Annotated in this window: 12 protein-coding genes and 5 tRNA genes; 10 read left to right on the top strand and 7 right to left on the bottom strand. The window is 74.8% G+C overall.

Annotated features, from left to right (window positions below):
- Positions 1 to 122: 122 nt before the first annotated feature.
- From cbiE to ACH4D3_RS22905, 4 genes are all read left to right on the top strand, one after another.
- Entirely contained in the window at positions 123 to 1,349 is a 1,227-nt protein-coding gene (cbiE, locus tag ACH4D3_RS22920; protein ID WP_398324765.1) for a precorrin-6y C5,15-methyltransferase (decarboxylating) subunit CbiE, read from the top strand.
- A gap of 372 nt (positions 1,350 to 1,721) precedes the next feature.
- Positions 1,722 to 5,267, top strand: a complete 3,546-nt coding sequence (gene cobT / locus ACH4D3_RS22915; RefSeq protein ID WP_398324762.1) for a nicotinate-nucleotide--dimethylbenzimidazole phosphoribosyltransferase — start codon at positions 1,722 to 1,724, stop codon at positions 5,265 to 5,267.
- Between the two features lie 147 nt (positions 5,268 to 5,414).
- Positions 5,415 to 6,647 (top strand): uroporphyrinogen-III C-methyltransferase, encoded by a 1,233-nt coding sequence (cobA, locus tag ACH4D3_RS22910; RefSeq protein ID WP_398324759.1) that lies wholly within the window; start codon positions 5,415 to 5,417, stop codon positions 6,645 to 6,647.
- Position 6,648: 1 nt separating this feature from the next.
- Positions 6,649 to 7,467 (top strand): TrmH family RNA methyltransferase, encoded by an 819-nt coding sequence (locus tag ACH4D3_RS22905; RefSeq protein WP_398324756.1) that lies wholly within the window; start codon positions 6,649 to 6,651, stop codon positions 7,465 to 7,467.
- Positions 7,468 to 7,488: 21 nt separating this feature from the next.
- On the opposite strand, the gene ACH4D3_RS22900 is transcribed toward ACH4D3_RS22905, so the two are convergent.
- On the bottom strand, positions 7,489 to 8,943 hold the full coding sequence (locus ACH4D3_RS22900; RefSeq protein WP_398325312.1) for a protein kinase: 1,455 nt from the start codon (positions 8,941 to 8,943) through the stop codon (positions 7,489 to 7,491).
- 600 nt (positions 8,944 to 9,543) lie between these two features.
- On the opposite strand from ACH4D3_RS22900, the gene ACH4D3_RS22895 reads away from it, so the two are divergent.
- The 3 genes from ACH4D3_RS22895 to ACH4D3_RS22885 all read left to right on the top strand — a co-directional run bounded on the left by ACH4D3_RS22895 (position 9,544) and on the right by ACH4D3_RS22885 (position 11,242).
- Positions 9,544 to 9,726: a membrane protein gene (locus ACH4D3_RS22895; RefSeq protein WP_003977275.1), complete on the top strand. Its 183-nt coding sequence runs from the start codon at positions 9,544 to 9,546 to the stop codon at positions 9,724 to 9,726.
- Between the two features lie 191 nt (positions 9,727 to 9,917).
- Positions 9,918 to 10,853 carry a phosphotransferase gene (locus ACH4D3_RS22890; protein ID WP_398324753.1) on the top strand — a complete coding sequence of 312 codons (936 nt, stop codon included), beginning with the start codon at positions 9,918 to 9,920 and terminating at the stop codon, positions 10,851 to 10,853.
- A 101-nt stretch (positions 10,854 to 10,954) separates the two neighbouring features.
- Complete coding sequence (locus ACH4D3_RS22885) at positions 10,955 to 11,242, top strand: zf-TFIIB domain-containing protein (RefSeq protein WP_007447626.1); 288 nt, start codon at positions 10,955 to 10,957, stop codon at positions 11,240 to 11,242.
- Positions 11,243 to 11,297: 55 nt separating this feature from the next.
- Here the strand turns inward: ACH4D3_RS22885 and ACH4D3_RS22880 are convergent.
- The 5 genes from ACH4D3_RS22880 to ACH4D3_RS22860 form a co-directional block, all read right to left on the bottom strand.
- Positions 11,298 to 11,369: transfer RNA gene (locus ACH4D3_RS22880), tRNA-Val, on the bottom strand.
- A 25-nt stretch (positions 11,370 to 11,394) separates the two neighbouring features.
- A tRNA-Val gene (locus ACH4D3_RS22875) sits at positions 11,395 to 11,466 on the bottom strand.
- A gap of 36 nt (positions 11,467 to 11,502) precedes the next feature.
- Positions 11,503 to 11,574, bottom strand: a tRNA-Val gene (locus ACH4D3_RS22870).
- A gap of 1 nt (position 11,575) precedes the next feature.
- A tRNA-Cys gene (locus ACH4D3_RS22865) sits at positions 11,576 to 11,649 on the bottom strand.
- 38 nt (positions 11,650 to 11,687) lie between these two features.
- Positions 11,688 to 11,760, bottom strand: a tRNA-Gly gene (locus ACH4D3_RS22860).
- A gap of 177 nt (positions 11,761 to 11,937) precedes the next feature.
- On the opposite strand from ACH4D3_RS22860, the gene ACH4D3_RS22855 reads away from it, so the two are divergent.
- The 3 genes from ACH4D3_RS22855 (at position 11,938) to ACH4D3_RS22845 (ending at position 14,795) form a co-directional block, all read left to right on the top strand.
- Complete coding sequence (locus ACH4D3_RS22855) at positions 11,938 to 12,999, top strand: chorismate-binding protein (RefSeq protein WP_398324750.1); 1,062 nt, start codon at positions 11,938 to 11,940, stop codon at positions 12,997 to 12,999.
- Positions 12,996 to 13,817, top strand: a complete 822-nt coding sequence (locus tag ACH4D3_RS22850; RefSeq protein ID WP_398324747.1) for an aminotransferase class IV — start codon at positions 12,996 to 12,998, stop codon at positions 13,815 to 13,817. Before ACH4D3_RS22855 ends, ACH4D3_RS22850 begins: the two co-directional genes overlap by 4 nt.
- A gap of 153 nt (positions 13,818 to 13,970) precedes the next feature.
- A complete protein-coding gene (locus tag ACH4D3_RS22845) occupies positions 13,971 to 14,795 on the top strand; it encodes a GNAT family N-acetyltransferase (protein ID WP_398324744.1) in 825 nt (274 codons plus the stop codon).
- A gap of 91 nt (positions 14,796 to 14,886) precedes the next feature.
- Here ACH4D3_RS22845 and ACH4D3_RS22840 read toward each other — a convergent pair whose 3' ends face one another.
- Entirely contained in the window at positions 14,887 to 15,411 is a 525-nt protein-coding gene (locus ACH4D3_RS22840) for a DsbA family protein (protein WP_398324741.1), read from the bottom strand.
- Positions 15,412 to 15,463 lie beyond the last annotated feature (52 nt).

The raw sequence follows: 15,463 nt of genomic DNA, 5'->3' as shown, positions 1-15,463 counted from the left end.
CACCGCCCCGGACCAGGCCGCACCGGATACCCCGCACGGGGCGCGCCCGCGACGCTTCCACGACTACGACCACGACCACGACCTGCGCCCACGACCTGCGAGAACCCTGGAGACTGACGACGATGGCCGACCGGGTCACGGTGATCGGCTGGGACGGTTCGCCGCTGACCGCCGCGGCACGCTCCGCACTGGGCGCCGCCACCCTGGTGGCCGGTGCCGCCCACCACCTGGCACTTCCCGAGGTACCGCCCGCCGCCGAACGCATCCGCCTCGGCAGCGTCGCCCTCGCCGCCCGCCGTCTCGCCGCGCACCGCGGCACGACGGTCGTGCTGGCCGACGGCGACCCCGGCTTCTTCGGCGTCGTACGCACCCTGCGGGCCCCCGAATTCGGCCTGGAGGTGGAGGTCGTCCCCGCCGTCTCCTCCGTGGCCGCCGCCTTCGCCCGCGCCGGGATGCCCTGGGACGACGCCCAGGTGGTCGTCGCCCACCCCCGCACCCTGCGACGCGCGGTGAACGTGTGCCGCGCCCACACCAAGGTCGCGGTCCTCACCTCACCGGGCGCCGGACCGGCCGAGCTCGGTCTGCTGATGGAGGGCGTCCACCGCACCTTCGTCATCTGCGAGGAACTCGGCACCACCCGCGAACGCGTCACCGTCGTCACCTCCGACAAGGCCGCCGACCACACCTGGCGCGACCCGAACGTCGTCATCGTGGCCGGCGGCAACGCCGGTCCGGCCACCGCAGGCGACGGCACCGGCTGGATCACCGGCCGCGACCCCGCCACCGGACCGCGCGGCTGGTCACTGCCCGCCGCGGCGTACGGCGGTGAACTGGGCGAGGGCGAGACCGACCTGCTGCGCACCGCCCAACTCGCCCGGCTCGGGCCCCGCCTCGGCGACCTCGTGTGGGACATCGGCTGCGGCAGCGGCGCCTTCGCCACCGAGGCCGCCCGCGCCGGCGCCGCCGTCATCGCGGTCGACCGGGACCCCGACGCCTGCGCCCGCACCGAGGCCACCGCACGGCACTTCGGCGTCCAGCTCCAGACCGTGCACGGCAACGCCCCCCACGTCCTGGAGGACCTCCCCGAACCGGACGTCGTGCGGGTCGGCGGCGGGGGAGCGGCCGTGGTCTCCGCGGTCGCCGACCGCCGCCCGCAGCGCATCGTCGCGCACGCCGCGACCCGCGACGCGGCCGAACTCGTGGGCAGGGACCTGACGGAGCACGGGTACCGCGTCGAGTGCGCCCTGCTGCAGTCCGTCGGACTCGACACCCGGGCCTGGACGGAGACGGAGCGGAGCGTCGCGTTCCTGCTCAGCGGAGAGATCGTGCGGCGCGAATCACCCCGCTGAGGACCGACGAGGACCGCGCCCCGTGATCGGTTGTTCATACCGCGCGGGGTAAGCTGGCGGATTGTTGTACCGCATGCGGACACCCGGCAGTTCGTCAGCCGATGTCCGTAAAAACCCGCACCTCCGGGGACGGGTGTGGTACGGCAGAACCGGAGGACGCGCAACGTGGCGCAGTCCACAGCGGGCCGTCGCGGATCAAGCTGTCGTGGCGGGGGGACGACCGCGACAATGGCACTCAATGGCTTTGTCGTCTTTTCCCGCGGGTCGTTCGTGCCGCTGGGCACGCCCGCTCGTTCTTCACTACGGGCGGACGGTGCGCCGCCCCGGGTGAGCTGGTCGTAGAAGCACTAACCGATGGGCGAGGGGTTACGCATGACCGACACCGGCCAGATCCCGGGCGAGGGGCTGCCGGAGAACGCAGGCATGGTGGAGCAGCCGGGCGTCCCCGCACCCGGCGCGTACACCTACCTCTCCGAGGCCACCGCCGAGGACGAGGACCTGTTGTTGCTGCCGGGAGCCCAGAGTGCCTGGGGCAACGAGGTCGCGCCGCCGGCGCCGGAGCCGGTCGTCGAGACCGTGCACCAGCCCGGACCGCACGAGATGTCCGGCCGGGACAGCGGCTCGGTCGACCTCCGCGGCGTCCGGCTGCCCGACCCGGCGCAGGACCCCGCGTCCGCCCCGGTCCCGGCGCGCAGACCCCTTCACCTCGGTCCGCCGATCCCGGACACCTCCGCCAGCCCGGTCCGCTCCCTCGCCGACCGCGGCCCCGCCGACGCGCCGGTACGGCATCCCGGACCGCCCACCGCGGGCCCCGAGTACCTCGACGTCCCGCAGGCCGCGGTGGCGACCCCGCAGGCGGCGGCGCCCTGGGGAGCGCAGACGGCGCCGCAGGCCCAGGAGGTCCCGGTGAACGCCGGGGCGGGGCATGCGGAAACGGTTGTTCCGGTACCGGAGCAGCAGGCGGCGGAGCCGGTGGGCGCGGCCCAGGCGCTCGTGACCCGCGTGGCCACGGAGGCCGTCGCGGCGACCGGCGCGACGCCCGCGAACGCCGGGGAGCCCGGCGAACCGCAGGAGGCGCCCGCACCGGAGGCGGCGCACACCGACGCGGGGCAGTCGGTCGAGCCCGCGGAGCAGGCCGTACCGGTTCCCGAGGCGGTCCCCGCGGAGCCCGTGACCCCTGCGTCCCCCGTGCCCCCCGTGACCGAGCCCGTCCAGGCGACGGCCGAGGGCAACGCCGGGCCCGAGGAGGCGCCCGCGGTTCCCGAGGCCCAGGAGGCCCCCGAGCAGTCGGCTCCGGAAGAAGCACCGGCGGAAGTACCCGCAGAGGTACCCGCGGAAGCACCGCAGGGACTCGGCGAACCCCGGCCGGCCGACGCCGCCCCCGAGGCGTCCGCGCCCGCACCGCAGGAAGCACCGTCCTCCGCGGAGCCCGAGGTATCGGCCCCCGAGGCGTCGGCCCCCGAGGCGTCCGCGCCCGAAGCGACCGTGCCCGTGGCCGCCGAACCTGAACCCGAGCCCGCAGCCGAGCCCGAAGCCGAGCCGTCCCCGGCGCCGGAGCAGCCCGCTGCGGTCCAGGTCGAGGCCGTGCAGCCGACGCCGACGCAGGCACAGCCCGCCCAGGGACCCCAGTCCCTCATGGACGCCAACATGCAGCAGGAGCAGGAGCAGGAGCAGGAGCAGGAGCAGGAAGAGGCCGTGGCCGTGGCCGACGGCGCCGCCGAGCCCGTAGCGGCGGACGCGTCCGCGCCCGGCACGCAGGAGCCCACGCCCGTACCGGCCGCCCCTGTCGTCCAAGAGCCGCACCCCGCCCAGCCCGTGGGGCAGTTCCTGCCCGTCGACGGCGGGCAGGTGCCCACGACCCCGCACCTCGCGCCCACCCCGCCCGAGGCAGTCCTGGTCCCGCCGGAGGCGGCTCCCGAACCGGAGCCCGTCGCCGCGGCCCCGGTGGCCGAGGAGGCCGCCGTCGCGGTACCGGCGCCGCGCGAGGCCGACCCTCAACTCGCCCAGAGCGTCGAGGACCTGGACACCCGGGGCGCCGACGAGGACGACCACACCGCCGAAGCGACCGAGGAGAACGCGGAGACCGCCGAGGCGGCGGAGGCGGCGGAAGCGCCCGCCGCGGAGCCCGCGTCCCAGGAGACCCTCGCCCCGCAGGAAGGCCCGCAGGAAGCCCCGCAGCCCGCCGGCCCGGCGGCCCCCGCCTACGACGACGCCGAGCGCGCGGCCGTACTCAAGGTCATGCGCGAGCGCCGCGACATCCGCAACGGCTTCCGCAGCGACCCCATCCCGCACGAGGTACTGCTCCGAGTCCTGGAGGCCGCCCACACCGCGCCCTCCGTCGGTCACTCGCAGCCCTGGGACTTCGTCGTCATCCGCTCCGCCGACACCCGCCGGGCCATGCACGAACTGGCGACGCGGCAGCGCGACGCGTACGCCAAGTCGCTGCCCAAGGGCCGGGCCAAGCAGTTCAAGGAACTGAAGATCGAGGCCATCCTCGACACCCCGGTCAACATCGTCGTCACCGCCGACCCGACCCGCGGCGGCCGCCACACCCTCGGCCGGCACACGCAGCCGCAGATGGCGCCGTATTCCTCCGCGCTCGCCGTCGAGAACCTCTGGCTCGCCGCCCGCGCCGAGGGCCTCGGCGTCGGCTGGGTCAGCTTCTTCGACGAGCGCGAGATGGTCCGCGCCCTCGGCCTGCCCGAGCACCTGGACGTCGTCGCCTACCTGTGCGTCGGATACGTCGACGAGTTCCCGGACGAGCCCGAGCTGATGCAGGCGGGCTGGTCCAAGCGCCGCCCGCTGTCCTGGGTGGTGCACGAGGAGACGTACGGCCGTAGGGCCCTGCCCGGCGAGGCGCCGCACGACCTGCTCGCCGAGACCGTCGCGCAGATCCGCCCGCTGGACGCCAAGGCGCTCGGCGAGGCGTGGGAGCGGCAGAAGCGCATGACCAAGCCGGCCGGGGCGCTCGGCATGCTGGAGATCATCTCCGCCCAGCTTGCCGGGCTGTCCTGGCAGTGCCCGCCGCCCATCCCGGAGCCCGCGGCCGTCGCGGTCTTCGCCGGTGACCACGGTGTGCACGCCCAGGGCGTCACCCCCTGGCCGCAGGAGGTCACCGCCCAGATGGTGGCCAACTTCCTGGGCGGGGGTGCGGTCTGCAACGCCTTCGCCACCCAGGTCGGCGCCGAGGTGTGCGTCGTGGACGTCGGGGTCGCCACCGACCTGCCCGCCACGCCGGGCCTGCTGCCCCGCAAGGTGCGCGCGGGTACCTCCGACATGACCACCGGCGCGGCGATGACCCGCGAGGAGGCCAAGCAGGCCATCGAGGTCGGCATCGAGACCGCCCGCGACCTGGTGGCGGCCGGCAACAAGGCGCTGCTCACCGGCGAGATGGGCATCGCGAACACCACCGCGTCCGCCGCGCTCATCTCCGTGTTCACGGGCGCCGACCCGGCCGAGGTCACCGGCCGCGGCACCGGCATCAACGACGAGACGCTGGCCCGCAAGACCGAGGTCGTCCGCCGTGCCCTCGAACTCCACCAGCCGGACCCGGCCGACCCGGTCGGCGTGCTCGCGGCGATCGGCGGCTTCGAGCACGCGGCCATGGTCGGCCTGCTGCTCGGCGGCGCCTCGCTGCGCACCCCGGTGATCCTGGACGGCGTCAGCGCCGGTGCCGCCGCCCTGGTGGCCCGCGCGATCGCCCCCGAGGTCCTGGCGGCCTGCATCGCGGGCCACCGCAGCGCCGAGCCCGGCCACGTGGCCGCGCTCAACAAGCTGGGCCTGCGTCCGCTGGTCGACCTGGACCTCCGCCTCGGCGAGGGCACCGGAGCCCTGCTCGCGCTCCCGATGGTGCAGAGCACCGCGCGGGCCATGCACGAGGTCGCGACGTTCGACTCGGCGGGGGTAACCGAGAAGTAGCGGCCGGCGAGCCGGCGGGACCGGTGGTTGTACCCACAAGCCGCACCCGGCACCGAGGTCCAACCACCGGACCACCCGCGCCCCACCAGCCGTCCCGCCGTAAAATCCGCACGTCAGCGCCACCGCCGCAAGAGGAGCCGTCCCCTCATGGCCGAACACCCCGCCTACCCCGTAGGCCTCCGTCTCGCCGGCCGTCGCGTGGTCGTCCTCGGCGGCGGACAGGTCGCCCAGCGCCGCCTGCCCGCCCTCGTCGCGGCCGGTGCCGACATCCGCCTCGTCTCCCCGGAGGCGACTCCGTCCGTCGAGGCGATGGCGGACGCGGGCGAGATCACCTGGGAGCGGCGCCCGTACGCGGAGGGGGACCTGGCCGACGCCTGGTACGCCCTGATCGCCACCAGCGACACCGCGGCCAACGACGCCGCCTCCGCCGAGGGCGGGCGGCACCGCGTGTGGTGCGTCCGCTCCGACGACGCCGACCGGGCCACGGCCTGGACCCCGGCGACCGGACGCAGCGAGGGCGTCACCGTCGCCGTGCTCACCACCGACGCGCGGCACCGCGACCCCCGCCACACGGCCGCCATCCGCGACGCGGTGGTGGAGGGCCTGCGCGACGGGACCCTGGTCGCCCCGCACCGGCGCACCCGCACCCCCGGTGTGGCCCTGGTCGGCGGCGGTCCCGGCGACCCGGACCTGATCACCGTCCGCGGCCGCCGCCTGCTCGCCGAGGCCGACGTCGTCATCGCCGACCGGCTCGGCCCCCGCGACCTGCTCGCCGAGCTGCCGCCGCACGTCGAGATCATCGACGCGGCCAAGATCCCGTACGGGCGCTTCATGGCCCAGGAGGCCATCAACAACGCGCTGATCGAGCACGCCAAGCAGGGCAAGGCGGTCGTACGGCTGAAGGGCGGCGACCCGTTCGTCTTCGGCCGGGGCATGGAGGAGGCGCAGGCGCTGGCCGAGGCGGGCATCGCGTGCACCGTCGTCCCCGGCATCTCCAGCACGATCTCGGTGCCCGGCGCGGCCGGGATCCCGGTCACCCACCGGGGCGTCGCCCACGAGTTCACCGTGGTCAGCGGGCACGTCGCCCCCGACGACGAGCGCTCCCTGGTCGACTGGCCGTCCCTCGCCAAGCTGACCGGCACGCTCGTGATCCTCATGGGCGTCGACAAGATCGGCAAGATCGCCGGGACCCTGATCGCGCACGGCAAGTCCCCGGACACCCCGGTCGCCCTCGTCCAGGAGGGCACCACGGCGGCCCAGCGCCGAGTGGACGCGACCCTCGCGACCGTCGCCGAGGTGGCCGTCGCCGAGGAGGTCAGGCCGCCCGCCGTCATCGTCGTCGGCGAGGTCGTCGCCGTCGGTCCGCACGGGACGGCCTGACGTGGCCGACCTCATCACCATCGACGACCCCGACGACCCGCGCCTGCACGACTACACCGGCCTCACCGACGTCGAGCTGCGCCGCCGCCGCGAACCCGCCGAGGGCCTGTTCATCGCCGAGGGCGAGAAGGTCATCCGGCGGGCCGGCGAGGCGGGCTACGCGATGCGCTCGATGCTGCTGTCCGCCAAGTGGGTCGACACCATGCGCGACATCATCGACGCCGCGCCCGCCCCGGTGTACGTCGTCGACCCGGCGCTCGCCGAGCGGGTCACCGGCTACCACGTGCACCGCGGCGCGCTCGCCTCGATGCAGCGCAAGCCGCTGGACACGGCCGCCGGCCTCCTGACGACCGCCCGCCGGGTCGTCGTCATGGAGTCGGTCAACGACCACACCAACATCGGGGCGATCTTCCGCTCCGCCGCCGCGCTCGGCATGGACGCGGTCCTGCTCTCCCCGGACTGCGCGGACCCCCTGTACCGGCGCAGCGTCAAGGTCTCGATGGGCGCGGTCTTCTCCGTGCCGTACGCCCGCCTCGACACCTGGCCGGCCGGTCTGGCGACGGTCGGCGAGGCGGGCTTCACGCTCCTCGCCCTCACCCCCGACGAACGGGCCGAGCCCCTGGACGCGGTCGCCCCGCACCGCATGGACCGGGTGGCCCTCATGCTGGGCGCCGAGGGCAGTGGCCTGACCCGGCGGGCGCTGGCGGCGTCCGACACGTGGGTGCGCATCCCGATGTCCCACGGCGTCGACTCCCTGAACGTGGGCGCGGCGGCCGCGGTCGCCTTCTACGCGGTAACCGCGGGACGCCCCACGGTTTGAGGGCCTGTCCGGCCCCGGCCCTCAGCGCCCGGGGGACCGCGACTCCGGGAGGCCGCCCGGCGGGGCCACCCGTTCCTGCTGCGTCGCCCGCGCGCCGCCGCCCCGTTCGTCGCCGAGCCCGCGGGCGGGCCCCTGGCAGCCCTGTGCGGCGGCGATACCCAGCGCGACCAGCAGCGTCACGACCACGAACACGAACAGACGCTGCCGCAGCAGCCGCGGATTGGCGGGCCGCCGCCAGCCGGTCCCCGTCGTCCTGGGCGCCGTACGGCCGGATCCGCTGCGCGGGGCGGGCCGGCCGCCGTCGGTGCGCGAGGAGTTCCGGCCGGTCGTGTCGCGGGAGGACGGCGTGGGCCGGGACCCGGACCGCGCCCCCGTACCGCCACCGCGCGACGGCGTGCCACCGCGGGACGGACCGCCACCGCGCGAGGGCGTTCCGCCACGGGAGGGTGCGCCGCCCCGCGACGGGACGGAACCCCGGGGCGCGGATCCCCGCGACCCCGACGTGCCGCGCGGCGCGGGAGTGCCCTGCGGGCCCGGCCGGCCCTGCGGACGCCGCTGGGCACGCTCCGGATAGGTGTCGGCGAGCCGCCCCGTGGGCACGTCCGCCTCACCACTGCGCGGCGCGGGCGGCCGGACGTCGGCCATGCCCTGGGCCTCACGGGCGGCGATCTCCTTGAGCCGCAGCGACAGTTGCAGGGTGCTGGGGCGTTCCTCGGGGTCCTTGGCCAGGCACGCCCGCACCAGCGGGGCGAGCGCGTCCGGGACCCCGTGCAGCTGGGCCTCCTCGTGCACCACGCGGTACAGCATCACCTCGGAACTGCCGTGCCCGAAGGGCGAGTCGCCCATCGACGCGTACGCCAGCGTGGCACCGAGCGAGAACACGTCCGTGGCCGGGGTGACCGCGGCCCCGCGCACCTGCTCCGGCGCGAGGAACCCGGGGGAGCCGACCGCGGTGCCGACGTGCGTGAGGGTGGAGGCACCGGTGGCCCAGGCGATGCCGAAGTCGATGATCCGCGGCCCCTTCGGGGACAGCAGGATGTTGGACGGCTTCAGGTCCCGGTGCACCACCCCGGCCTCGTGCACGGCGACCAGGCCCTCGGACAGCGCGGCGCCCACGGCCGCGACGTCGGCCGCGACGAGCGGGCCCCCGTCGACGACCTTGTCGTGCAGGGACGGGCCGGGCACGTACTGCGTGGCGAACCAGGGACGGTCCGCCTCCAGGTCCGCGGCGACCAGCCGGGCGGTGCAGCCGCCCCGGATGCGCCGGGCCGCCGACACCTCACGGGCGAACCGCGACCGGAACTCCTGGTCCTCCGCCAGGTCCGGCCGGATGACCTTCAGCGCGACCCGCTGCCCCTTCTTGTCGGAGCCCAGGTAGACCACGCCCATTCCACCCGCGCCGAGCCGCCTGTGAAGCCTGAACGAGCCGACGACGCGCGGGTCCTCGCGCCTCAGGCGCATCATCGCCATGTTCATCCCCGCTGCCCGGTCCCTGTGACGTGCCACAGCTTACGTTTCCACGGCCGCCCGCGCGCAGAGGCCGCGCCCTCTCGCGACAACGGATTGTCAGTGCCCGGCGCGAGAGTTGAGCGGCGGTCAGCACCCGCGCGGACCGGCCGGCCGTGCTCCGCCCGTGATCCCAACCGGCCCCGGCAGCCCGGTGATTGGTGCGGGCGAGGGGGACCGGCCGGGGACGGGCGGGGGCGGCGGGGAGCGCTCGCGCACGTGCGGCGTGACGGCGGGCGGGACGCGCCCCGGGGCGGGGGCGGGGGTGCGCGGGGAGGCGGCCGGAGTGAGGGAAGTCACCGGACAGCCCGGAGATACCGGGACACGGTGGGCACCCCGTCCGGGAAGACCCCGAGACCGGGGAGGCGGTCTCCACCCAGGGGAGTAGTAGGCCGGTCACGGCTCATCCTCCGGGAGGCCCGGCAATCGGTACGAGGGCATGACGTCGGGCGATCGCCCGACGCATAGATTTGAGGTCAAGCGGCGGGTGCAGCACTCGTCCCCCGAGGTCAGACACCCGCCGCTGCAACGAGACAACGAACGACTCAACGAACGGTCAGGAGAGGGACCATGGCCCAGACGGTTCCGCGGACGCTGGTCCGCACACGGGAAAACCGCCGTCAGGGCCGTCGCCACCCCGCGGTGGCGACGCTCATGGCCCTGCCCCTGGCGGTCCTGCTCCTCCTCGTCTTCGACGGGTGGGAGACAGTGGCCACACAGGCGTCGTCCGTGGGTGTGGTGCTGGGGCGCTGAGCGGCGACCCCAGGCCCGGAAGAGCGGTCCGGGCGGGGACATCCATCCATGAAACCCCGTGGGGACGGGGGTGCGGCGGACGGCAAAATGCCGGCGCAGCTGGGGAGCTGCGCCGGCATTGCTTTTCCCTCCCGGGACAGCGCCGGGCCGGGGAGCACGGCGGCACATCGCGCCTGCGTACCCTCACCCTCGTGACCACGGACGCCCACGATCTCCTCCCCGCCCTCGCGGCCCGCGTCAGGGAAACGGCCCACGCCCGCACCCCGGCCTGCCCCTGCGGCGCGGCCACCCTCGCCGACCGCCCCGACGCCACCGTCGTCCGGCACGCGGACACCGTCGCCAAGGCCCACGCCGCGGACGCCGACCCCGCCGAGCTGTCCCTCCGGGTCGCCGCGGCCGCCCGGCTCCCCGGCGTGCTGCTGCCCCCGCTCGCCCCGGCCCCCGTCGACCTGCACGGGCGGCTCGTCACCTACTGGCCCTACGGCACACCCGTGGATCCCGAGGATCCGGACGCCGCCCCGTGGGAAGCCGCGGCGACCCTCCTCGCCCGCCTCCACCGCACGCCGGCCCCCGCCGCCCTGCCGCCCATGCGCGGCCCCGCGAAGGCGGCCCTGGCCACGGCACGCCTCCGCGACACCGCCCCCGGCCACCCCGCCACCGCGCCCGTGCTGGCGGCCTGGGCGGCACTCCCCGCCTGGGCGCGCGGCGAGGCCGCCATGCCGGGCCCGGCCGCCCTCTGCCACGGCGACCTCCACCTCGGCCAGCTCATACGCCACCCCGCCCCCGACGGACCCTGGCTGCTGATCGACGTCGACGACCTCGGCACCGGCGTCCCGGCCTGGGACCTGGCCCGCCCCGCGGCCTGGTACGCCTGCGGGCTGCTCCCGCCCGAGGAATGGCGCCGCTTCCTGACCGCCTACCGCGCCGCCGGCGGCCCGGCCGTCCCCGCCGAGGGCGACCCGTGGCCCGCCCTGGACGTCCCGGCCCGAGCCCTCACCGCGCAGAGCGCCGCCCGGGCCGTCTCCAAGGCGGCCCTGGACGGCCGGGCGCTGGACGAGGTGGAGCGTTCCCTCGTCGACGCGTGCGCGCGCATGGCGTCCGTCCGGCCCGCCGACCCAAGGGGTTGAGCCGAAGTTCCGCGAAGTAGGGTGCAACCGACCCGGGGCGGGACGGAGTCTGTCCTGGCGATACGCGAAGCAGGACCGACCGGCGAGGAGTTGAGCCGAGCATGCAGTGCCCCAAGTGCCACGCACCGATGCACACCTACAACCGCAACGGCGTTCAGATCGAGCAGTGCAGCGGTTGCCGCGGCATCTTCCTCGACTACGGCGAGCTGGAGTCGCTGACCCGCCTGGAGGCCCAGTGGTCCCAGCCCGCTCCGCCGCCCCCGCCCGCCGCGCCGCAGGCGTACCCGGCGGCCCAGGCGCCGGCCTGGGGTGCCCCGCACGGCGGCGGTCACGGCCACTACGGGCACCACCGTCAGAAGAGCTTCGGCCGCATGCTCTTCTCGAGCTGAGCCGCCCACGACGAAGCCCCCGGCCGCGAGAGGCGGCCGGGGGCTTCGTTCTGTGTGGACGATACTGGGATTGAACCAGTGACCTCTTCCGTGTCAGGGAAGCGCTCTCCCGCTGAGCTAATCGTCCGGGAAACACCAGGTGCGGTACTGCGTGCGCGATACTGGGATTGAACCAGTGACCTCTTCCGTGTCAGGGAAGCGCTCTCCCGCTGAGCTAATCGCGCGGGGATCCTTGCGGACCGGAGATCCTTACGGATCAGTGGACGATACTGGGATTGAACCAGTGACCTCTTCCGTGTCAGGGAAGCGCTCTCCCGCTGAGCTAATCGTCCTTGGAGGTGGAGACGGGATTTGAACCCGTGTAGACGGCTTTGCAGGCCGTTGCCTCGCCTCTCGGCCACTCCACCAGGAGTGTAGGAGACCCGGGAGGTCTCCTGTTCCTGCGAGCGGACGACGAGGCTCGAACTCGCGACCTCAACCTTGGCAAGGTTGCGCTCTACCAACTGAGCTACGTCCGCCTGTCGGTTCGGTCCGCTTGCGCGGCCCGGCGACGTGATGAACTCTAGCGGATTCCGCAGCCAGCACAAAAACGCGTTTGTGCAGCGTGCTGCGGTGCGTCCGGTCACGGACCTGGTCAGGGCACCCGGAAGGACACGTTCGGGTCATCCGGGAGCCACCCGCCTAGACTCGACAGTGTGCTCGACCTCCCTCCCCTCGCCCGCTTCGGCGACCGTCTCGCCACCGGTCTCCTCGACGTCACGAGTGATCCCGCCGCCCTCGAATCCGAGGGGTTCTGGGCCGTCTGCGCGGACTTCGAAGGCCGCCTGACCTGCGCACGCTTCGCGGAGGTACGGACCGAGCCGGAGCCCGCTCCCACGCCGGGGGAGTGGCGGGGCCCCGCCCTCGGCGACTGGACGTCGTCGCTCGACCGCGCCGCGTACACGGCGGGCGTACGGCGCATCCGCGCCCACATAGCCGCGGGCGAGGTCTACCAGGCCAACCTCTGCCGGGTGCTCTCGGCGCCCGTCGGCGCCGGCGCCGACGTGGACGCCCTCACCGCCCTGCTGGCCCGCGGCAACCCGGCACCGTACGCCGGGACGATCCGGCTGCCGGAACACGGCGTCGAGATCGCCACCGCCTCGCCCGAGCTGTTCCTGCGCCGGGACGGCCGCACCGTCGAGTCCGGGCCGATCAAGGGGACCGGGCGGACCGAGGCCGACCTGCTGGAGAAGGACTACGCCGAGAACGTCATGATCGTGGACCTGGTCCGCAACGACCTGGGGCGCGTCTGCGCCACCGGCACGGTCACGGTGCCCGACCTGTGCGCCGTCGAGAAGCACCCGGGCCTCGTCCACCTGGTCTCCACGGTGCGCGGCGAGCTGCCCGCGGACACCGGCTGGCCGGAGCTGCTCGACGCCGCGTTCCCGCCCGGGTCCGTCACCGGCGCGCCCAAGTCCAGCGCCCTGCGGATCATCGACGCGCTGGAGACCGCGCCCCGCGGCCCGTACTGCGGGGGCGTCGGCTGGGTCGACGCCGACCGGGGCACGGGAGAGCTGGCCGTCGGCATCCGCACCTTCTGGATCGACCGGGCCGCCGACGGAGACGCGCGGCTGCGCTTCGGCACCGGCGCCGGCATCACCTGGGGCTCCGACCCGGCGGGCGAGTGGCGGGAGACCGAACTGAAGGCCTCCCGGCTGCTCGCGGTAGCGTCGGGGGCGTACGAGGTGAACGCGACGGGAGAGGCGCTGGCGACGTGAAGATCTGGCTCGACGGCGGGTTGCAGGACATCGGTTCCGCCCGCGTCTCCGTCCTCGACCACGGGCTGACCGTGGGCGACGGCATCTTCGAGACCGTGAAGGCGGTGGACGGCAGGCCGTTCGCGCTGACCCGGCACCTGGACCGGCTGACCCGCTCGGCCCGCGGCCTCGGCCTGCCCGCCCCCGACCTCGACGAGGTCCGCCGCGCCTGCGCCGCCGTGCTGGAGGCCAACCCGATGCCGCTGGGCCGGCTGCGCATCACCTACACCGGCGGCCACGGCCCGCTCGGCTCCGACCGCGGCGAGCACGGTCCGACCCTCGTCGTCGCCCTCGGCGAGACCGGCCGCCGCCCCGACTCCACCGCCGTGATCACGGTGCCCTGGACCCGCAACGAACGCGGCGCGCTCACCGGCCTGAAGACCACCTCCTACGCCGAGAACGTCGTCGCCCTGGCCCGCGCCCGCGAACGAGGCGCCTCCGAGGCGCTGTTCGGCAACACGGTGGGCCGGCTCTGCGAGGGCACCGGTTCGAACGTCTTCGTCGTCCTCGACGGCGAGATCCACACCCCGCCGGTCGCCTCCGGCTGCCTCGCCGGGATCACCCGCGCCCTGGCCGCCGAGTGGACCGGCGCCCGCGAGACCGACCTCCCGCTGGACGTCCTGGAGCGCGTCGACGAGGTCTTCCTGACCTCGACGCTGCGGGACGTCCAGGCCGTACACCGGATCGACGACCGCGAACTGCCCGGCGCCCCGGGACCGGTGACGGCAAAGGCCATGCGGATCTTCGAGGAGCGGTCCGGGGACGACCTGGATCCGTGACCTGGATGCGTGACCCCGATCCCTGATCCCGATCCGTGACCCGGACCGGCGACCGCATCCGCATCCGATCCGCGACCGCGGTCAGGGATCCGCATCCCCGAAGCCGCCGATATTCGGCTGCCGTTCTCGTCCACGGTGGGTAGAACTGCCGTGATGACCACGACCCTGCGGCCGACCGAGCCGCTCCAGCGCGCCGCCGACGGAACCCGTTCGCGCCACTACCAGGTGTGTGTGAACAGCCGTCCCGTCGGTGTGCTGCACCTCGGCACCTCGCCCACCCTCGGCGACTCGGTGGCCGTGATCCACAAGCTGCGCGTCGACGAACCGGACCGCCGACGCGGCCGGGGCACGGTGGCCGCGCTCGCCGCGGAGGAGGTGGCGCGCTCCTGGGGCTGCCGGCAGATCGAGGCGGGCGTCGACGGCGACGCCGAGGCGGGCCCGCGGCTCGCGCAGGCGCTCGGCTACGCGGTGCGCAACCGCGCCATGGCCAAGCCGCTCGGCGACACCCCGCCCGCCCTGCCCGCGGGCAGCCGGGCGCGGCCCATGACACCGGAGGACTTCGCCGCCTGGCACGCGTACGAGTCGGAGCGCTACGCCCGCACCTGGATGGAGCGGGGCGTGCCCGAGGCCGACGCGCACGCGAAGGCCCGCCGCGATCACGAAGTGCTGCTGCCCCAGGGGGCGGCCACCGACAACATGCTGTTCAGCGTGTTGGAGCACGAGGGCCATCGGGTCGGGACCCTGTGGCTGGCGCTGCGCGAGGACCGGGCCTTCGTCTTCGACGTCGAGGCCGACGCCCCGCACCGTGGCCGGGGACACGGCCGCACCCTGATGCTGCTGGCGGAGACCCAGGCGGTCACCGCCGGCCGCCCCCTGATCGGCCTCAACGTCTTCGCGGGGAACACCGCCGCCGAGCGGCTCTACGAGTCGCTCGGCTACGAGACCACGCGGTACAGCTACTGCAAGCCGCTGCTGTGACGGCGCGCCGCTGCTGTGACGGCGGACGGCGAGCCGGTGGAGGTTCCGGTTCCGGCCTCTGCCGCGCCCCCGCCGCCGCGGTCACCGGCACTCAGTCCCGCGGCTGGGCCAGCAGCCGGTCCGCGATCTCCTCGATGCGCTCGCGCAGCCCTTCCTGGCTCTTGCCGCCGTCGAGGCGCTCGCCGCCGATCACGTAGGTGGGGGTGCCGGTCACGCCGATCGCCTTGCCCTCGGCCTGGTCGGCGTCGACGATCAGGATGTGCCGGCCGTCGATGAGCGCCGTGTCGAACTCCTCGGCGTCCAGTCCCAGTTCCCGGGCGACCTCGACCAGGAAGGGTTCTCCCCTACGGTCCAGCTCCGCGACCCGGTCCAGGACCGCTTCCGCGTACGGCCACCCGCGGCCCTGCGCGGCGGCCTCCTCGGCGGCCTGCGCGGCGGCGAAGGCGTGCTTGTGCTTCTCCAGCGGGAAGTGCCGCAGCCGCACCTCCAGGCGGTCGCCGTAGCGGGCCCGCAGGGCACGGACGTCGTCCAGGGCGGTGTGGCAGTCCGGGCACTGGAGCTCGCACCAGACGTCGAGGACGGGCGCGGCGGGACGGGCGGGGGAGGAGTCGCTCATGCCCCCATCCTCCCAGCCCGCGGCACGCCACCCCAACCGGCGTCGTACCGGG

Source organism: Streptomyces sp. NPDC018026, assembly GCF_044327745.1.
Classification (GTDB): Bacteria; Actinomycetota; Actinomycetes; order Streptomycetales; family Streptomycetaceae; genus Streptomyces; species Streptomyces rubrogriseus.
This window is presented reverse-complemented; position numbering and strand designations above follow the sequence as displayed.

Excerpts from the sequence above, each read along its gene's own strand:
- ACH4D3_RS22895 (WP_003977275.1), top strand. The coding sequence starts at position 9,544 with ATGGCCCAGACGGTTCCGCGGACGCTGGTCCGCACACGGGAAAACCGC.
- ACH4D3_RS22845 (WP_398324744.1), top strand. The coding sequence starts at position 13,971 with ATGACCACGACCCTGCGGCCGACCGAGCCGCTCCAGCGCGCCGCCGAC.
- cobA (WP_398324759.1), top strand. The coding sequence starts at position 5,415 with ATGGCCGAACACCCCGCCTACCCCGTAGGCCTCCGTCTCGCCGGCCGT.
- ACH4D3_RS22900 (WP_398325312.1), bottom strand. The coding sequence starts at position 8,943 with ATGAACATGGCGATGATGCGCCTGAGGCGCGAGGACCCGCGCGTCGTC.
- ACH4D3_RS22840 (WP_398324741.1), bottom strand. The coding sequence starts at position 15,411 with ATGAGCGACTCCTCCCCCGCCCGTCCCGCCGCGCCCGTCCTCGACGTC.
- ACH4D3_RS22885 (WP_007447626.1), top strand. The coding sequence starts at position 10,955 with ATGCAGTGCCCCAAGTGCCACGCACCGATGCACACCTACAACCGCAAC.
- cobT (WP_398324762.1), top strand. The coding sequence starts at position 1,722 with ATGACCGACACCGGCCAGATCCCGGGCGAGGGGCTGCCGGAGAACGCA.
- cbiE (WP_398324765.1), top strand. The coding sequence starts at position 123 with ATGGCCGACCGGGTCACGGTGATCGGCTGGGACGGTTCGCCGCTGACC.